General features: G+C 36.8%; 17 protein-coding genes. 11 read left to right on the forward strand and 6 right to left on the reverse strand.

Going from position 1 to position 18,417, the window contains the following annotated elements:
• Positions 1-146 precede the first annotated feature (146 nt).
• Positions 147-2,267 carry a M3 family metallopeptidase gene (locus K5G00_RS05360; protein ID WP_238764887.1) on the reverse strand — a complete coding sequence of 707 codons (2,121 nt, stop codon included), beginning with the start codon at positions 2,265-2,267 and terminating at the stop codon, positions 147-149.
• A gap of 254 nt (positions 2,268-2,521) precedes the next feature.
• On the opposite strand from K5G00_RS05360, the gene K5G00_RS05365 reads away from it, so the two are divergent.
• The 7 genes from K5G00_RS05365 (at position 2,522) to K5G00_RS30155 (ending at position 8,252) form a co-directional block, all read left to right on the forward strand.
• The gene (locus K5G00_RS05365; RefSeq protein WP_238764889.1) at positions 2,522-3,928 is read left to right on the forward strand and encodes a mandelate racemase/muconate lactonizing enzyme family protein; all 1,407 of its coding nucleotides are present in this window, start codon (positions 2,522-2,524) and stop codon (positions 3,926-3,928) included.
• Positions 3,929-3,964: 36 nt separating this feature from the next.
• A complete protein-coding gene (locus K5G00_RS05370) occupies positions 3,965-5,248 on the forward strand; it encodes a bile acid:sodium symporter family protein (protein ID WP_238764891.1) in 1,284 nt (427 codons plus the stop codon).
• Between the two features lie 35 nt (positions 5,249-5,283).
• On the forward strand, positions 5,284-6,207 hold the full coding sequence (locus tag K5G00_RS05375) for an RraA family protein (protein WP_238764893.1): 924 nt from the start codon (positions 5,284-5,286) through the stop codon (positions 6,205-6,207).
• Between the two features lie 101 nt (positions 6,208-6,308).
• Complete coding sequence (locus tag K5G00_RS05380) at positions 6,309-6,722, forward strand: hypothetical protein (RefSeq protein ID WP_238764903.1); 414 nt, start codon at positions 6,309-6,311, stop codon at positions 6,720-6,722.
• Between the two features lie 248 nt (positions 6,723-6,970).
• Positions 6,971-7,477, forward strand: a complete 507-nt coding sequence (locus K5G00_RS05385) for an RNA polymerase sigma factor (protein ID WP_238764909.1) — start codon at positions 6,971-6,973, stop codon at positions 7,475-7,477.
• Position 7,478: 1 nt separating this feature from the next.
• Entirely contained in the window at positions 7,479-8,024 is a 546-nt protein-coding gene (locus tag K5G00_RS05390) for a hypothetical protein (protein ID WP_238764911.1), read from the forward strand.
• Between the two features lie 126 nt (positions 8,025-8,150).
• Positions 8,151-8,252, forward strand: coding sequence for a hypothetical protein (locus K5G00_RS30155; RefSeq protein WP_394800857.1), 102 nt, complete (start codon positions 8,151-8,153; stop codon positions 8,250-8,252).
• A 196-nt stretch (positions 8,253-8,448) separates the two neighbouring features.
• On the opposite strand, the gene K5G00_RS05395 is transcribed toward K5G00_RS30155, so the two are convergent.
• A complete protein-coding gene (locus K5G00_RS05395; protein ID WP_238764918.1) occupies positions 8,449-9,276 on the reverse strand; it encodes a hypothetical protein in 828 nt (275 codons plus the stop codon).
• Between the two features lie 656 nt (positions 9,277-9,932).
• On the opposite strand from K5G00_RS05395, the gene K5G00_RS05400 reads away from it, so the two are divergent.
• Both K5G00_RS05400 and K5G00_RS05405 read left to right on the forward strand, forming a co-directional pair.
• Positions 9,933-10,964 (forward strand): DUF6807 domain-containing protein, encoded by a 1,032-nt coding sequence (locus K5G00_RS05400; protein WP_238764920.1) that lies wholly within the window; start codon positions 9,933-9,935, stop codon positions 10,962-10,964.
• Positions 10,965-11,115: 151 nt separating this feature from the next.
• Positions 11,116-12,276: a nucleoside recognition domain-containing protein gene (locus K5G00_RS05405; RefSeq protein ID WP_238764922.1), complete on the forward strand. Its 1,161-nt coding sequence runs from the start codon at positions 11,116-11,118 to the stop codon at positions 12,274-12,276.
• A 44-nt stretch (positions 12,277-12,320) separates the two neighbouring features.
• Here the strand turns inward: K5G00_RS05405 and K5G00_RS05410 are convergent, their stop codons facing one another.
• The 4 genes from K5G00_RS05410 to K5G00_RS05425 all read right to left on the reverse strand — a co-directional run bounded on the left by K5G00_RS05410 (position 12,321) and on the right by K5G00_RS05425 (position 16,165).
• Positions 12,321-12,734 (reverse strand): Dabb family protein, encoded by a 414-nt coding sequence (locus K5G00_RS05410; protein WP_238764935.1) that lies wholly within the window; start codon positions 12,732-12,734, stop codon positions 12,321-12,323.
• Between the two features lie 4 nt (positions 12,735-12,738).
• Complete coding sequence (locus tag K5G00_RS05415) at positions 12,739-13,215, reverse strand: hypothetical protein (protein ID WP_238764937.1); 477 nt, start codon at positions 13,213-13,215, stop codon at positions 12,739-12,741.
• A gap of 15 nt (positions 13,216-13,230) precedes the next feature.
• Entirely contained in the window at positions 13,231-14,052 is an 822-nt protein-coding gene (gene kdsA, locus K5G00_RS05420) for a 3-deoxy-8-phosphooctulonate synthase (protein ID WP_238764939.1), read from the reverse strand.
• 238 nt (positions 14,053-14,290) lie between these two features.
• A complete protein-coding gene (locus tag K5G00_RS05425) occupies positions 14,291-16,165 on the reverse strand; it encodes a T9SS type A sorting domain-containing protein (RefSeq protein ID WP_238764947.1) in 1,875 nt (624 codons plus the stop codon).
• A 410-nt stretch (positions 16,166-16,575) separates the two neighbouring features.
• Here K5G00_RS05425 and K5G00_RS05430 point away from each other — a divergent pair, with 410 nt between their 5' ends.
• Together K5G00_RS05430 and K5G00_RS05435 are read left to right on the forward strand one after the other, a co-directional pair.
• On the forward strand, positions 16,576-17,190 hold the full coding sequence (locus K5G00_RS05430) for an RNA polymerase sigma factor (protein ID WP_238764949.1): 615 nt from the start codon (positions 16,576-16,578) through the stop codon (positions 17,188-17,190).
• An 81-nt stretch (positions 17,191-17,271) separates the two neighbouring features.
• Positions 17,272-18,330, forward strand: a complete 1,059-nt coding sequence (locus tag K5G00_RS05435; protein ID WP_238764951.1) for a FecR family protein — start codon at positions 17,272-17,274, stop codon at positions 18,328-18,330.
• Positions 18,331-18,417 lie beyond the last annotated feature (87 nt).

Raw genomic sequence — 18,417 nt, forward strand, 5'->3', positions numbered from 1 at the left:
GAATTTTTCCAAAAAGTTCCAGTGGCGAAAATAAAACATTATCTGAAATATCGGGAGTAATAGTTTCTGATTTTTATCTTCAAAAAGGCATAAAAAAAGAGGTCACTGTTGCAACCTCTTTGAGAATATTATATTTCATATGTATTTTACATCAATCCTTTCTTTTTTAAATAAGGCTCGATTGAAGGCTCTTTTCCTCTGAAATTTACATACACGTTCATTCCTTCGTCGGAACCTGATTTAGCCAGCAACTCACGGAACTTGGCTGCAACTTCAGGATTAAACAAATCACCTGTTTCTTTAAATGCGTAAAATGCGTCGGTGTCGAGTACCGCAGCCCAGTAATACACATAATATCCTGCAGAATATCCACCTGCAAAAATATGCGAGAAATAAGTGCTTCTGTATCGTGGAATAAATTCAGGAATTAAACCGATTTTATCCATAGATGCTTTTTCAAAGGCACGAACATCATCAATTTCTGCGTTCTCTGCTGTATGATAATCCAAATCCAAAAGCGAGGCAGCCACATATTCTCCGGTGATAAAGCCCTGGTTAAATGTGCCGCTTTTTTGCAGTTTTTCGATTAACTCGTCCGGGATAGGTTCACCAGTTTGATAATGTTTGGCGAATACTTTCATCACCTCTGGTTCGGCAGCCCAGTTTTCCATAATTTGTGAAGGAAGTTCAACAAAATCACGTGGCACGCTTCCGGCAGTTCGATCGTAAGGTCCATCGGTAAATAAACCGTGTAAAGCATGGCCGAATTCGTGGAACAACGTTGAAACTTCATCAAAACTCAGTAAGGCAGGGGTATCGCCAGCAGGGCGTGTAAAGTTCATTACAATCGAGCCAATTCTTGGAATCCGTTTCCCATCTTTGGTATAAGAAGCCTGACGAAACCCGGTTGACCATGCTCCAACTCTTTTTCCGTCGCGTGGATGGAAATCCATATATAAAACGCCAAGCAAAGAGCCGTCCGCTTCCTGCACTTCGTAGGCTTCAGCTTCTTCGTGGTATGTTGGAAGATCATCACGTTTTATGAATTTTAATCCATAAAGATTTTTGGCCACGTAAAAAATACCATCTTTCGCATTTTGCAAACTAAAGTAGGGTTTTATTTCGCCTTCATCGAGATTGAATTTTTCCTTGCGCAGTTTTTCGTTGTAATACCACCAGTCCCAGGAAGCCAGTTTAAAATCACCGCCTTCGCGATTGATAATCGCCTGCATCTCTTTCACATCCTGTTTTGCCATATCCAGAGCCGGTTCCCAAAGTTTCATTAAAAAGTCATAAACAGCTTCGGGAGTTTTTGCCATGTTGTTATCAATGACATAATCGGCATAGTTATCAAAACCAAGTAATTCTGCTTTCTCGTCGCGTAGTTTTATAATTTTCTGGATTGCCTCTTTATTATCGTTTTCATTTCCGTTGTCGCCACGCATAAAATAGCCTCTGTACAATTTTTCACGCAAATCACGATTTTCAGCATACTGCAAAAAAGGAATCATACTTGGCTTGGCCAATGTGAAAACCCACTTGCCGTCTTCACCCGATTTTTTAGCATCTTCTGCTGCGCGGGCAACAACATCCTCTGACAGGCCGGCCAGGTCGGCTTCATTATCAATTACCAGTTTAAAATTTTTGTTGGTTTCAGCCAGCAAATTCTCTCCAAATTTTAGGCTTAAGCCGGAGAGTTCTGTATTTATCTTTTTCAACTTTTCCTGATCTTCTGACGAAAGGTTTGCTCCGCTTCTCACAAAATCCTGGTAGTATTTTTCAGTAACACGCAACTGTTCTGCATCTAGGCCCTGGTCGTTTCTTTTTTCATATACCGCTTTTACTTTTTTAAAAAGCTCCGGATTCATCATTATATTATCCCGGTGTTGAGTTGTGAGCGGTGAGATTTCACGAGCCACAGCCTGCATTTCTTCATTTGTATTTGCTGAATTTAGCGGACCAAAAACACCACTTACTTTGCTCAATAACTCCCCCGATTTATCCATCTCCAAAATGGTGTTTTCAAACGTAGGCTCGGCCGTATTTGCAACAATTGCATCAATCTCAGCCTGTTGTTGCTGTATTCCCTCTTTTACAGCCGGGACATAGTGTTCAACTTTTATTTCGTCAAACGGGGGCACTCCAAACGGGGTGGTCCACTCCTTAAAAAACGGATTCTCCATAGTAGTCGAATTTTCCTTTTTCTGACTTTGACACGATACAAGCGCCAAGCCTAAAACAAAAATAACAAACAGCAGTTTTTTCATTTCGAATTATTTTAAATTAAATAGTTTCAGCAGCAATTTAATAAACACATTTTTTTTGTAAAGTGTGTTCTTATTCCCTATTCACCTATAGACATTGGAAAAAAACAGGCTCGAAATATAATGAATTTTGATTAAGAGAATTATGATTTTTTTTACATTAAACAAAAAACTAATCACTAATAATAGAAACAGAAAAAGGAATAGAAATCAAATTTCATTATATTTGAATTCAACGAATTAAACCAACTACCATTATGAAAAAGCCTGACAACGAAAAAACGTCTCCGGTTTCAAAATCGTCACGTAGAAATTTTTTGCAAAAATCAGTATTAGGCGGACTCGGAATTGCTTTCCTGGCAAAATCAAACAATGTAGCCGCTGATGTTGAATATACAACACAGAAAGTCAGCCGGACTTCAAATCCAACCGAATTAAAGATTACCGATTTAAGAGTCGCAAATACGACCGATGGACCAATCATAAAAATTTATACCAACCAGGATATTTACGGGCTGGGAGAAGTGCGTGACATTGCGGACCCTCGTTATGCCCTGATGATTAAAAGCCGTATCCTGGGATTGAATCCCTGTAATGTAGAACAAATATTTAAGGCCATAAAACAATTTGGCGGTCACGGCCGGCAGGGAGGAGGTGTTTCCGGAATTGAAATGGCATTGTGGGATTTGGCAGGGAAGGCATACGGAGTGCCTGCTTACCAGCTTTTGGGTGGGAAATATCGCGACAAAATCAGGATTTATGCAGACACACCTTCATCAAAAGATCCGGAAGTTTATGCAAAAAGAATGACCTACCGGATGGAACAGGGATTTACATTCCTAAAAATGGATTTTGGAGTAGGCCTTGTTAAAGATATTCCGGGGGCACTGATTGGCGAAAAATTTTGGAGCGGCCAAAGTGAATGGGACCAAAGTCGCCCCGGCAACTTAAGCAACACAAAACATCCGTTTACCAGAATTCAGATTACCGATTTAGGGCTTGAGAAAATGGTGGAATATGTTCATACCGTTCGCGAAATAATAGGTTATGAAATTCCATTGTCAGCCGACCATTTTGGGCATTTTGATACAAATACGGCCATACGTTTAGGTCAGGCTGTTGAGAAATACCAGCTGGCCTGGCTTGAAGATATGGTGCCTTGGTTTTACACTGCGAAATGGAAGGAAATTACACAAGCTGTCAATACTCCTACTTTAACCGGGGAGGATATTTTTGGAAAAGAGGCTTTTATAAAATTGTGTGATGAACATGCTGTTGATATGGTTCATCCCGATTTGGCTTCTGCCGGAGGTCTTCTGGAAACCAAAAAAATTGGCGATTATGCCGAGGAAAAAGGAATTGCAATGGCCATGCATTTTGCAGGAACACCGGTTTCGTTTATGGCAAATATACATTGTGCCGCTGCTACGCAAAATTTTGTTGCCCTTGAGCACCACGACGTGGATACACCATATTGGGAAGATTATGTTGTTTGTGATAAGCCCATTTTGCAAAATGGCTTTGTGGGCGTTCCCGAAACACCCGGTTTGGGGATTGATTTAAATGAAGAAGTAGTTAAAGAACATTTAAAAAAAGGTGAAAAGCTGTTTGCCCCAACCGATGAATGGAATCAGAGAAATTCGTGGGACCGCCAGTGGAGTTAATCAAAAAATATTAACCATAAACCTAAACTTAATTCAGTGAAAAAAAATAGATTGTACTATTACCTGCTTACGTTAGCATGCTTGTTTTTTGTTTTATTTGTTTTTCTTTCAATTGCCGGTAAACAAGAATATAAGGGGCCTACGCTTATTTTGGGATTTATAACACTGGCAATTGCTGTACGCGGTTTTCCGACATTTAAAGGTTTTTCTTATTCGCTTTGGATTTTTACAGCAGTTACAGTTTCCATGTACTACCCTAAATACTTTCTTTCAGCCGGGAATTTTGAGTTTAAGCTTTTGATTGTTCCTTTGTTGCAAATCATCATGTTTGGAATGGGGTCCCAAATGAGCTTGTCTGATTTTGCCGGCGTCATTAAAATGCCGAAAGGAGTAATAGCAGGTGTAATTTGCCAGTTTACCATCATGCCGCTAATTGGAATAACAATTGCAACCATATTTAATTTTCCGCCGGAAATTGCAGCCGGTATTGTATTGGTAGGTTCATCACCCAGTGGGCTGGCATCAAATGTAATGTCGTTTATTGCCAAAGCAAATCTGGCACTTTCGGTAACTTTAACTGCATTTGCCACTCTATTGTCGCCACTTTTAACTCCGTTTTTGATGAAAACACTGGCCGGACAATTTATTGAAGTTGATTTTTGGAGTATGATGCTTGATATTTTTAATATGGTTATTTTACCAATTATCGCTGGACTCATTTTTAATATTTTTTCTATTAGTATGGTGTCTTTTAAAGGAAGAATAGTCCAGTTAATCAGTTATTTACTTATTGTTGTTTTGAAAAATTTTATTGCTTTTCAAACTTCTGATATATCATTCATTTTTTTCTTAAAAGGAATTGGAACTGACATATTCTGGTTTATGTTGCTGCCTTATCTGGGAACAATTGTTTTTAAATATTTTGCCAAAGGAAACAAAGAATGGTTAAACAAAGCACTGGCATTTATCTCCATGCTTGGAATTGGAATTATAATAACCATTATAACTGCTGCCGGGCGCGACAGTTTGCTTGAAGTAGGTTTGCTGCTTATACTTGCTTGTTTTATACATAATATGTTTGGGTATGGTTTGGGATACACCATTGCCCGTTTTGTGCTGCGGATGAATGAGCAGGATTGCCGAACCATAGCTTTGGAAGTGGGAATGCAAAACGGTGGGTTGGCATCGGGGCTGGCACTGCAAATGGGAAAAGTTACTACAGTCGGATTGGCACCTGCAGTATTTGGACCAATGATGAATATCACCGGCTCATCACTGGCTACCTGGTGGAGAAATAAAATACCAGGGGTCAAAAAATGAAATCATCAAAAAAATAAATAACAAACTGACAAAAAATGAAAAAGTGTATTCTGATTATTACAACAATTACCTGTTTTTCAGGAATGTTATTTTCGCAGATAGAACCTACGGTTGAAATGATGAAGTTTTATACACCGGAATGGAATGGCGAACGGGATGCCGGTGGTCGGCCGATAGTTCCTGATGAATTACTTGATCGCTTGATAAACTTATCGCTTGAGGAAGCCTGGGGGGTACTTCGCGGCGAAGGGTATCACAATCAGTTTGAAGGTGGTTGGGAAATGATTCATGCCGACCAGCCTTTTGTGGGAAGGGCACTTACGGTTCAATATATGCCGACACGGCCGGAGATTAACAAACAAATTATGGATTTGGGAAAAGAACAGGGGAGAATAGGTGCTTCAAATTCCTGGCCCATCGACATGCTGAGAGAGCGAGATGTATATGTGGCCGACGGATTTGGAAAGGTTTTTAACGGTACATTAATAGGTGATAACCTGGGGAATTCCATTTATGCAAAATCAAAAACCGGAGTGGTCTTCGACGCCGGTGCTCGCGATTTGGAAGGCCTTTCAAAAATTGAAGGTTTTAATGCTTTTGTCCGGGGTTTCGATCCTACATTTATTATGGAAATGATGGTTACAGAGATAAATTCCCCTATTCGGGTAGGACAGGCAACAGTCGTTCCCGGCGATGTGGTTCTGGCCAAACGCGAAGGAGTAATTTTTATTCCGGCTCATCTGGTTCAGAAAGTCGTTATTACAGGAGAGTTTATTGCATTACGCGACCAGTTTGGACATGAAATGCTCAGAAAAGGAGTTTATACTCCCGGGCAAATAGATACACAATGGACTGAAGAAATAAAAAGTGCTTTTATCAAATGGCTCGACGAGAATGAAGAAAGTTTGCCTATGTCGCGTGAAGAATTGGACGAGTATATGAAAACCAGAACGTGGTGAGAACAGTATGGTTGTTTATATATTGAAAGGAACTCTAAAAGTTTAAGTAAAAAAAATATAGATATTTTATATTTGGAATTCATTTTGTTTACATTTGGCAGATGAGTCTCAAATACAAGTTTTATAAAGACAGGAACTTGCTGGTAGATGTTTTTGAAGGTGAACTTAGACTTTCTGATTTTAGAAAACTCTATATTGCCGAAAGAGAAAATCTTGATTTTTCTGAAATAAACAAGTCAATAAGTGATCTTAGAAGCATTAAGCTCAAAGCTTCCTTGGCTGAGGTGAAAGATTTCTTAAAATTTATGCAGCCGGCAAATGACAATAAAACTTCGAAGTGGGCTGTTCTTACCGAAAGTCCGATTCAGACAGCTTTGTCTTTAATGCTGCGAATGGATAGTCGTTATAAAGATATCGTTCGGGTTTTTTCTACAATCGAGGGTTGCAACACTTTCTTGAATGTCAATTATTCCGAAAGGGAATTTGAAGACGAAGATTTTATCGTAGTTGAATAAATAGCTTTTTCAACTCTTTTGTCTCCACACTTCTCCCATTTCAATTCTATTTTTTGTTGTTTTGAAAAAATTTCTAAATAGTTCATTTTGGTAAAATCAGTTAACGGAGTGAAGCCTAATCGATTTTGGAGACTATTATGCTTGCTTTTGAGTGTTCGATTTTTCAGGCTTAAAATTTTTAAGAAAAGAGACAAAAAAAATGTAACTATTCTTTTTCAGCTTTACTAAATAAAAAAAACACCAGAAAATTGAGCAAAGAAGAGAAATTTAACGCCATCGTAGCAGAGAACAGTACGCGCATCCGGAACATTTGCAGATATTATAATTCCAATGGAGAGGAGCAAAAAGACATGTACCAGGAAGTGCTGGTAAATATTTGGAAAAGTCTCGACAGTTTCAGAGGCGATTCTGCACTTAGCACATGGGTTTACCGTGTAGCTGTAAATACTTCTCTCACTTATACGGGGAAGGCATTCAGGCACATGAAACTGATGGTAAATGGAGATACAAAGAACCTGAACTCTGTTTTGGATGATGAAGATCTTAAGGAAAAGTTGGAACAGGAGGACCAACTCGACAAGTTGCAGACTGAACTAAACCAATTGTCGGTAATCGACAAGGCGCTGATTTCTTTAATGCTCGAAGGACTTTCCATGAAAGAGATTGCTGATGTAATTGGAATTACGGAGCCCAATGTGAAAGTTAAAATACATCGGGTGAAAACACAGTTAAAAGAAAAGCTGAAAGGAGAATAATATGAAAACTGATAACGAAAATAGTAACTACACAGACCTCAACCCTTTAATTTCAAAATTAAAAAAAGAGGATACAAATTATGCCGTAATAGTTAGGGCTGTTCAGTTTATGTATTGGATCTTCGTTCCTTTTATCGGAATTATGACTGTTCGTGAATACATGGATTCCAGTAATGTTATTGCTATCATCAGCGGAGTTTGTAATATGTTGGCTTTTACAGGTCTAGCCCTGTCTTTTAGAAAGTATTATTACGAGTATAAATTTGTTGACTATTCTCTTCCAACCATTCAAATGCTAAAAAAAGCCGTTCATCGTTACCAACCATTTCAAAAGAAATCAATTCGGGTACTGGTTCCTCTTATTTTAATTGACGTCGCATTGACCCTGGATTGGATGGAAGATGATACCTCCTTATTTTTTACGCAGGCTTTTTTTTGGGGAGCGATACTATTCGGGGTCATTATCGGGTTGATACTTTGGTATGTCAGATACAAACCCATTCGCGATGAAGCACAGCGGTTAGTAAGGGAAATTGAAGGTGAATAATTGTTTAGTTGTCGATGGCAGGTATTGTCAAAAAGCCTGAAGCTGTCCTTTCTGTCTCAAATCGCTAATTTGGCTGGCATTGTTCTTTAGAACGTTGCAGTCGTTATAGCAATTTAATACCGCAGGCTGGCCGATATTCTCGAAATATCTGCGATGGATTATACCATTTTGCGTCCCGATTGGTTTACGAATGCCAACGAAGTAGATTATGAAATCACCTATAAATGAGAACCGGAAAAGGGACTAGACGTATCACAAAAAAGAATCAGGCGGTTTGTTCAACTATTGTTGCCAATCCCGAGTTATATAAAAATGAAAAATTTGGTATTAGCAAACCTTTATAATTAAGAACATTTTTTTTGAATAAATCCAGGTGTTTACTGAATCTTTTTGCAAAATAAGAGTTAAGAAATAAGTAACAACGTTAGAGATAAAACAACCGAATCCAGCCCTGTATTATTTCGCCGGTTTCCGGGTCAAGTTGCGAACCAAACATACTATGGGGTATGGAATAAACAAGCAACATTACTAATGATGCAATGACTGTATAAAGCGGACGTTCCTTTTTCCGGTTCATAAAAAAAGCAATAACCCAGAAAATAAAGGCAAACAAAGTTTTGTTGTCTGTCAGATCCCAGGCAAATGGAATTCCTGCCCAGGCTTCACCAAAAGCATACCATTGAACCCATGGGCCCAGAATCATACCACCAATAAAAAGTGCTATGACTGTAATAGTGGTAAACAGTTTATATCTCTTATGACGGAATAAAGCCATAATGCCCGCCAGGTTTCCAAGGAACATAGCAAAGAACATAAAGAAAATATGCGGAAATAAAACACTCAGCTGAACATCTCCTTTAAATCTGATTATTACGGTTTGAGCATCATTTAACGCGTATCTTTTTCCGTTTTTTTCAAGTATAACAAGATATTCATATTTACCCGCAGGAGGAAGGTGAGGCAAATATCCTACAAGATTATCATATTGCCGTTCCATTTCTACTTTTGTCCACGGATCGTTAGTAGGGTATTTTCTGTATTCCAAAATTCCCGATATATTTTGATCCGGTATGTTAAGTTCTATTTTACAATCATTTTCTCCGCCATGGCTTCTGATTAAATTAAAATTGTAGGTAGTGTTTTCTATATTGATTTCTACCTTTTTGTCGTATGTAGGGCCTGTTTTTTTTTGATAAATTATCGCACCTGCGGTTATTAAAATTGCGACGATCCAATAAAGAAATGTTTTCATTCAAGTTTGTCTTTGGTTATACAAGTATATAAACTTTTTTTAGTAAAAAAGTTGAATAAACAATCTAAAATGACCGGTGTTTTTTTCAGAAGAAAGCTGATGTCCGTTTTTCTATAAATTTTGTCGGAAGTTTTTACTCCTTATTGACAATACATATAGTTGAAGTTTGGATATTATTTTATATTCAGGAACAAACAAAAAAAGAGAAATATAACTTGTTGTTTTTATTTTTTTGAGTTGCCAAATTTCTATCGCAATTTCAGAAAAAAAATGAAATAATAAATCCATTTTTTAAAATTCAGGTAAGTATTTGAAATGTTAATAGTTACGATTATTTTTATGCCGAAAAGGGAATCGGAATAAACTGATCACAAGGGGAAGATACTGGTATATGCTGAGGCTCACTTCAACCTGCAGCAACAGTAGAATGATATACCTTTTTTTATAAAAACAAAGCAATGACAACGGTTAGCACTACCACCGCTTTTTTGAGTTTAGGCGCTCGGACAATTCACCCCAAAATGGCAGGAAGAGGATAAAAAAGGAACAATCGTTCAACGCTTGGAATATTGTTACGATACAATTTTGCTCAAAAGACTATTTTTTTTTAACCTTCTTTTTTTATCTTTGATTAGTTCCAACTAAATTTAATAAATATGAAAAAGTTGTTTTTACTCGTAACTCTCTTTGTTTTTATTGTTTCAGGTATGTCAGCACAACCAAAAATTCAGTTAGTAGAAAAACCAACAGAAAAGAAAGTTGATGTATTGATTGATAATGAGTTGTTTACATCGTATATCTACCCGGATAATATTAAAAAGCCTGTGTTGTGGCCTGTAGTCACTGCAGAGGGAAATGAAATTACACGGCAATTTCCGTTAAAAAATAAGCCGGGAGAACGAGTGGATCATCCCCATCATGTGGGAATATGGCTAAACTATGGTGATGTTAACGATTTGGATTTTTGGAATAATTCCGAGGCAATACCAGCAGACAGGGCTGATAGTTATGGTACAATATATCATAATAAAGTTGTTTCGGCAAAGAGCGGAAACAAAAATGGAATTTTGAAAACTACATCTGAATGGAAAAATAATGCTGGTGAAACGCTTTTAGATGACAACACCGAATTTTCTTTTTCTACGGAAGGGAAAACCAGAATAATAGATCGGGAGACTACATTAAAAGCAGTAAACGGTAAAGTTGAAATTAACGATAATAAAGAGGGAATGTTCGCCATTCGTGTAACCCGGGATTTGGAATTACCCTCGACTGGCAAGGTTAAACTCGTTGATTCGCATGGAGTAGTTACTGAGGTTGAAGCTTCTGACGACGATATTGCAAATGGAAATTATTTAAGTAGTGAAGGAATAGAAGGTGGTGATGTTTGGGCAACACGCGCTAAGTGGATGAAATTATATGGCAAAGTTAACGGAGAGAAAGTGGCGGTAGTTATTTTTGATCATCCCGACAATCCAGGATACCCAACATATTGGCATGCGCGCGGATACGGATTATTTGCGGCAAATACATTAGGGCAGAAAATATTTTCAGAGGGTAAAGAAGAAATGAATTTCTCAATTGATGAGGGGAAAACAGCGACTTTTAAATATCGTTTGGCGGTATTTTCAGGAGATCCTTCAGTGGCAGAAATAAATAAAATGGCCAAAGATTTTGAGAAGAAATAACAAAGCCTTTGTTTTTTAGTCCCCCATTTCTTATGAAAAATACATTTGTCTTTCTACATTTGGGGTTTTACATGTAGGAATGGCTTTGAATTATATTTGGATATTCTTTTTTCTTGTCGCTTTTGTCATAGGCCTGGCAAAACTGATATTTTTGGGAGACACTCAGGTTTTTCCTGAAATGATGAATGCCACATTTGATATGGCTAAAACCGGGTTTGAGATCTCGTTGGGGTTGACCGGTGTTCTTACCCTTTGGATGGGAATAATGAAAATAGGAGAAAAGGGGGGGATCGTAAAGGTTTTTTCAAAATTTATCGGTCCTTTCTTTTACAAGCTTTTTCCTGAATTGGGAAAATCCCATCCTGCGCACGGTTCCATTATGCTTAACATCGCAGCCAATATGCTTAACCTTGATAATGCTGCTACACCAATGGGATTAAAAGCAATGCAGGAAATGCAGGAAACCAATCCGCATAAAAAAACCGCATCCAATGCACAAATTATGTTTTTGGTATTAAACACCTCCGGGTTGACACTTTTACCCATTAGTATTATGGTTTACCGTGCACAATTGGGAGCGGTTAATCCATCCGATATTTTTATACCTATTTTACTGGCAACTTATTTTTCTACAATTGCAGGGCTGATTTCAGTTGCCATTTACCAGAAAATTAATTTGCTTGACAGAGTAGTATTGACCTATCTTGGTGCCTTAACCGTTTTTATTGTCGGCATAATCTGGTATTTCTCCACGCTCGATAAAGACTCAATTACACGAATATCAACTGTGGCAAGTAACCTTATTTTGTTTTCTGTAATTGTAGCTTTTATCTTAATGGCAATTTTCAGAAAAGTAAATGTTTATGAGGCGTTTATCGAAGGTGCCAAAGATGGCTTTAAAACGGCAGTTAAGATTATTCCGTATTTGGTTGCTATTTTGGTTGCCATCGGCGTTTTTCGAGCATCGGGGGCGATGGACTGGTTTGTGTCTGGCTTTTCCTGGGCGTTTGAACAAGCAGGAATTAATACTGATTTTATACCGGCTTTGCCAACAGCACTTATGAAACCGCTGAGTGGAAGCGGTGCCCGCGGAATGATGGTGGATGCCATGTCGACCTATGGTGCAGACTCGTTTGTTGGCAGAGTAGCAAGCACTGTTCAGGGAGCTACCGACACAACTTTTTATATTCTGGCAGTTTATTTTGGTTCTGTGGGAATTAAGAACACGCGTTATGCCTTTGTTTGCGGTTTAATCGCCGATTTTGTCGGGATTATTGCATCTGTTTTTATGGCCTACCTGTTCTTTTATTAGGGCTTCTCAGGTAAATTTCGATTCAATTCCGCAAAAGAAGATTCTTAAATATCCACAGAATCATAAACCACAACCTTTTCCCATAAATCAGAATTTTCTTCAATAAACTTTAAATGCAGCGGGTGTGTTTGGTAAACAAGTTGGTCTTCCAAAGTGTCAAACATTACCAAATAAGAATAGGTATAAGAATTGTCAACAACTCCCCGTTCTTCAGTAGCAGCCGGAATTCCAATATGGCTTACAGTAATAGTTTCTACTTTGAGTAACTTTTCCAAAGCATTTTCAAATTGTTGACGATGCGCCTGATTATCGGGCTCTTTCAACCAGAAAAAAACATGATGTAATAAAGCGCTGCTAATTTTAACTTCGCCCGCTCCTGCTGTTTTTGATATACCTGAAATACCTGCCAAAGCAAGTGCTGCTGTTCCTTTTTTGATAAATGACCTTCTGTTTTTCATAAATTTATATTTTTAGTAATTTTTCAATTTCAGAAATATGTAGTTTAAAATGCCGCGGAAAATCTTCAACCATTTTTTTTAACGATACCTTTTCATATTTATCCGCCATCCACTCGTTATCCAGTTTAGCGGTGTTGATATTTTTGATGACATGTGTAAGATGCAAATGGATATATTTCCACAATGCAATCATATTTTTCCAGTTTTCGTTTTCATAGTCTTGTATGGCAATCCAACGGTCATTATTTCCATAGGTCGCATAGTTGGGGAATTCCAGTGGCGATTCGCTGTATTGTAAATGAATAATCCTGTGCGTGTTGTTCGATGCCGAATCAATCATGTGCCCAACAATATGTTTTATTGTTCGGTTTTGAATATTTTTTGGAATTCCAATTTGGTTTTCAGAAAGATTTTTAAACTTTTCCTCCCATTCAAAAACCAATGCTTCCAGTTCATCTGCCAGGTATTGAAATTGACTCATAACCATAAAATATTGTTATTTAAAGTTGCCAACAACTTTTTTTATTGCCACTAGTTTTTTTAGAAGAGGTTCAAGTAAATCGAGTTGTAGCATGTTTGCTCCATCCGATTTTGCCTTTTGAGGCTCAGGGTGCGTTTCAATAAAGATGCCGTCGACTCCAACTGCAATTCCTGCGCGGGCAATGGTTTCAATCAATTCCGGTTTTCCCCCTGTAATTCCGCTGGCCTGGTTCGGTTGTTGCAACGAGTGGGTAATATCCAAAACCACCGGCACATCCATCGCCTGCATAACCGGGACTCCCCGATAATCGACCACCAAATCCTGGTATCCGAAAGTAGTTCCCCTCTCAGTAAGAATTATTTTATTATTTCTACTTTCGCGTACTTTGTTTACCGCAAATTGCATTGCTTCAGCCGATAAAAACTGTCCTTTTTTAATATTTACAGTTTTACCGGTTTTGGCAGCTGCAACCAGAATATCGGTCTGCCGGCATAAAAATGCGGGAATCTGCAAAACATCAACAAATTCAGCTGCCATTACCGCTTCTTCGGCAGAATGAATGTCAGTTACCGTAGGTAAATTATAAGTTTCTCCCACTTTTTGCAGAATTTTCAGCGCTTTTTTATCACCTATCCCGGTAAACGAATCGAGTCGTGAGCGGTTGGCTTTTCGGTATGAGCCTTTAAAAATATAAGGAATTTTCAGCCTGTTGGTAATTTCTACAATCGTTTCTGCAATTTCCAAAGCCATCTTTTCGCTTTCGATGGCGCATGGCCCGGCCATCAGGAAAAAAGAATCTTCGCCGGTGTGCCTTAGTTTGTCAATATGAAAATTCATAATGCTTTTCTTTCATGCAAATTTAGAAAGTAAAACTGAAGTTTGCTGCTAATTCTCCATCATAATTTTAAAATCTGTGATTTACTTTTTATCGGGAATACCTAAAAAAATACGATTGCTCAACCATTCTTCCCGGCGTTTTTTTGTAGCTAAGTTTTATCAATATTTATCACTAACCGGTAAACAAGGTTGCCCGACTTTTGAGTTTTTAAGATGGTAGTTTTGGATCCGATTTTTTCTACCTTTTTATGATTTTTCCTTTCTGGATATTTTCCTTGATTCGCAATTTGTAAAAGTAGATTCCTGAACTTAATTCTCGCAGGGAAATGCTTCTATCTTCATTCAAATTGGTTGATTTTACAATTGAGCCCTCAACGGTATACAATTCAAATATTCCGGATGTTTTTAAATTCGAAATATAAATGTAATCATCAGCCGGATTAGGGTAGACATAAACCTGTGGGCTTTCTATATCTGGGACTTTATCGACAATAGGAGTTGAATAATAAAGTGTATTTCTAGAGCTTTTTACTAATCCGTTTGTGTTTTCATCATATTCAAAAAAAGTAACCTGAGTAAGCATATTGGGGAAATTGTCATAATCAAGTACTCCAAGCCAGGGAGATAAAACAGAAACCTGAATATCATAAATTGGCAGAACGAGTTCACTGTAATCCCATGTATTATTAGTAACCGTTTCAATTTCAGAGTATTTATACCAGTCCCGAGTGTTTTTATCCCATCTGTAATTTGTTCCCAGTGTCATATTTCCATTGTTGTCGCGGGCTAAATCATATTTCAGCGTCCCTTTCCAATCATTTAAATCGTTGTCCCACGTATACCAAACCGTACCAATATAATAGTTGGATAGGTTGTAGTTGAATTGTCTTTTTATTCCGCCTTGCCAGTCTTGATCTGTATTATTCCAGGTAAAATAGTAAAGGTTTACGAGGTTGTTATTTGAATCATATTCGTCTATTGTTTTATCTGACGGAATCCACTGGTTTTCTGTACTATTCCAGTTATAAGTAATTCTGAGGGTTTGATTTCCATAGGAGTCAAATTCATATTCATATTTGTAATGATATCCAACCCAGCTTTCAGTCTCGTCCGACCAGTTGTATTTGGCTTCAAGAATTTTATTCCCTGAATTGTCAAACTCATATTCTTGTTTATCAGCATTTATCCAACGATTTGATTCAGTGTTCCATGAACTATTGATAATAAGGATATCTCGTCCTGCATCATCAAATTTTGTTTCAGTTTTTGTTATTCCCATCCAGTCTTCGGAACTGTCGGACCAGCTATATTTTGTAGTGATTTTTAAGTTATGCTCACTGTCATTTAATATATCTGTTTTTTTCTTTTTGACCCAAATTTTATTTTCAAAATTCCAATCAAATTGCAATTGCGATGTCAGATTATCAATTGTTTCGTATTCATATTTACCTCTATACTTTAAATCCCAATCGTTTGAAATAAGAGACCATAAATAGTATTCCTCTAAAGTTAAAATGCTGTCATTTTCATATTCATGAATTAATTTCTGATCGCCGTACCAGTATTTTTCGTCAAAATGCCATTGATATGATGATTCAAGAGTTTGAAAACCGGACGAATTAAAGCTGTCTTTTTGCATTTTAATATTCATCCAGTCTCGTTCATTGGGATCCCAACCGTAATATGTTTCAAGAACTTTATTTCCATTCGAATCGAACGCATATTCATATTTTTTTGTGCCTACCCAGGAGTAAGTGCTATATTCATCAAAATACATTTCTGCTTCCAGGATTTTATTTCCGTAGGAATCATAGTCATATATCAGTTTGTTCCATGGAGCCCATTTCGAACTGTCAGAATCCCATAAAAAATCCGTATTCGTTATCAGGCTATCCTGTGAGTTGTAATCATACTGCCACTTACGATAACTTTTCCAGTCATTTGTGTTTTCATCCCAATTGCACCACAATTCAAGTGTTTGTTTACCGTTTGAGTTATAATCGTATAAATATTTTCCAGCTTTTAAAAAGGAGTCTGCTTCAGCATTGTAAAAATCAAAAATCATGCTGTCGAGTGTTGCCTTTTCACTCGTAGCTGATTTCAAATAACTCATTTTTAGATCTGAAGTTTGAAAATCGCTGGTTTGACCCAAGGAAAATAATACGAAACAAAATGAGCAGAGGAACAAAATGTTTTTTTTCATTTGAGGTTGTATTTGGTTTGTTTAAGATTTAAAGTTTAATGTAATTTTATTTTAAGTAAATTTAATTATTAAATTCTTATTTGAGAATTATTATAATTGAAAACATTTGTTCGTATTAAAGGTGTTTGTAATCAGTGCAATATAGGAATTTCACCATTAAGAAATTGTTTTTGTAATATTGATTCCCTGTGTTCAATAAGGTGAAGTTTTACTTTTCCCATTCAGTTTATCAATAAAAAAATATTTCATTTTCATTTTTTTTTAGTTTTGGAGTGGTACAAAAATTAAGGTGTGGTATTTCAACGGAGTAAACCTAACTAATGAAATTGGAAGAAAGGAATAGTGATAGCAGGCTTTGGCAGGATTTTCTTAATGGAAGCAAAATTGCATTCCAAAGTATTTATTTTGCTCATTACCGTTTTTTATATAATTATTGTAGAAAATTCACCAATGATTCAGCATTGGTTGAAGATATTATTCAGGATTTATTTGTAACACTATTGGTAAAACGAGGTTCTTTAAGCCAAACCGACAATATTCGTTTTTACTTGTTTTGTTCAATCAGACGTAAGCTTTTTAAAACCTTAAATACAAAACAATATAAAGTAACCGATTTGTTTGATAACAATAATCCCAAATTTCTTTTTGAAGAGAGCGTTGAACCTGCATACGGCGACGACGAGGAACAGAATCGGTTGAGAAGGAAGTTGCTTGCTTCTGTTAATCGACTGGGAGAACGCCAAAAGGAGATTGTTTATCTAAAATATCACTCGGGTTTGAATAGTAAAGAAATTGCTGAAGTTTTAGGCGTATCCCATCAAACAGTTCGAAATACACTTTGTAATTCCCTGATAAAGATTAGAAAAGATTTTGAAGATGAAATTCCCAAAGGACGAATGGTAGTGTTGTTTCGTAGTTTTTTTTATGAATTATAGAAACGAATAAATAAAAATGGTTTTTATGATAGTACAATTTTTGAAATGCTGTATTTGTAGATTATTGAATTGATTGGTTAAATGAACGCAGATATACAAAATATAGATGATTTTCTGGCAAACGATGAGTTTAACGAATATGTTTTGCATAATTCAGAAAAACAGAAAAAGAAATGGACACTCTTTTTTAAGGAGCATCCTGAATTGGAAGAGGAGGCAATACGTGCCCGGAAAATAATAAAAGAACTTTATTCATTAAAAGATACGACGTCAAACAAAGAAATAAATGAGTTTCGTTTGCAAAGGAATTATGAGGATATCTGGAAAAAATACAAAAACATAAAATCAAAATCTACTATTTTATTTGCCTCAAAATGGATTTGGAAAAGTGTAGCGGCTGCAAGTGTGGTTGTAATAGCCATTTCTTTTTATTGGTTGATGAATAATTATGTTGGCTCGAAATATAAATCGCAGGAGTTTTCCGAGATATATGTTCCTGCTTCAGAGAAAAGTCAAATTAAATTACCTGATGGTTCAATGGTTTGGCTGAATTCACAAACAAAAATCAAATATTCAAGTGAATTTAATAAAGATGAAAGGATTTTGTTTCTCTCGGGAGAAGCATACTTTGAGGTAACCAGCAATAAAAAAATACCTTTTCTGGTTGTCACCGACAAAGCAGAAGTTCAGGTTGTAGGAACTAAGTTTAACGTGAAAGCCTATTCAAATGAAGACAAGGTAGAAACAGCTTTGGTGGAGGGGAAAATTAAGTTTATCGGTGTCGGTGCTGAGCATCCAATTGAACTTAAACCGGGTGATAAAGCAGTTTATAATCCGGATACGCAAAAACTAATTGTGACAGAGGAAGATGTTAATGCTGAAGCTGCGTGGAAAGATGGAAAAATCGTATTTAGAAACAGTCCTTTGTCTGAAGTTTGCAAGACGTTGGAGCGCAGGTACGATGTTAAAATAGTTATTGAAGATACAAACGGAAATTTAAATTCTCATCCGTTTACGTTTACTATTGAAGGAGAAGATATACAGCACATTTTTACCTATTTGGGTAAAGCCGCTCCGATCAAATTTGTTTCGCAGAAAGAACAGAATAAAATTAAATACCTGATTTATCCATTGGATTAAATTGAGGATTAAATGAACCAATAAATATATAGAACAAAACAACAATGAAAACTTAGTCAATAAAAATTATAATGAAGGGTGGTCGCA

This window comes from Maribellus maritimus, assembly GCF_022267315.1.
Classification (GTDB): Bacteria; Bacteroidota; Bacteroidia; order Bacteroidales; family Prolixibacteraceae; genus Draconibacterium; species Draconibacterium maritimum.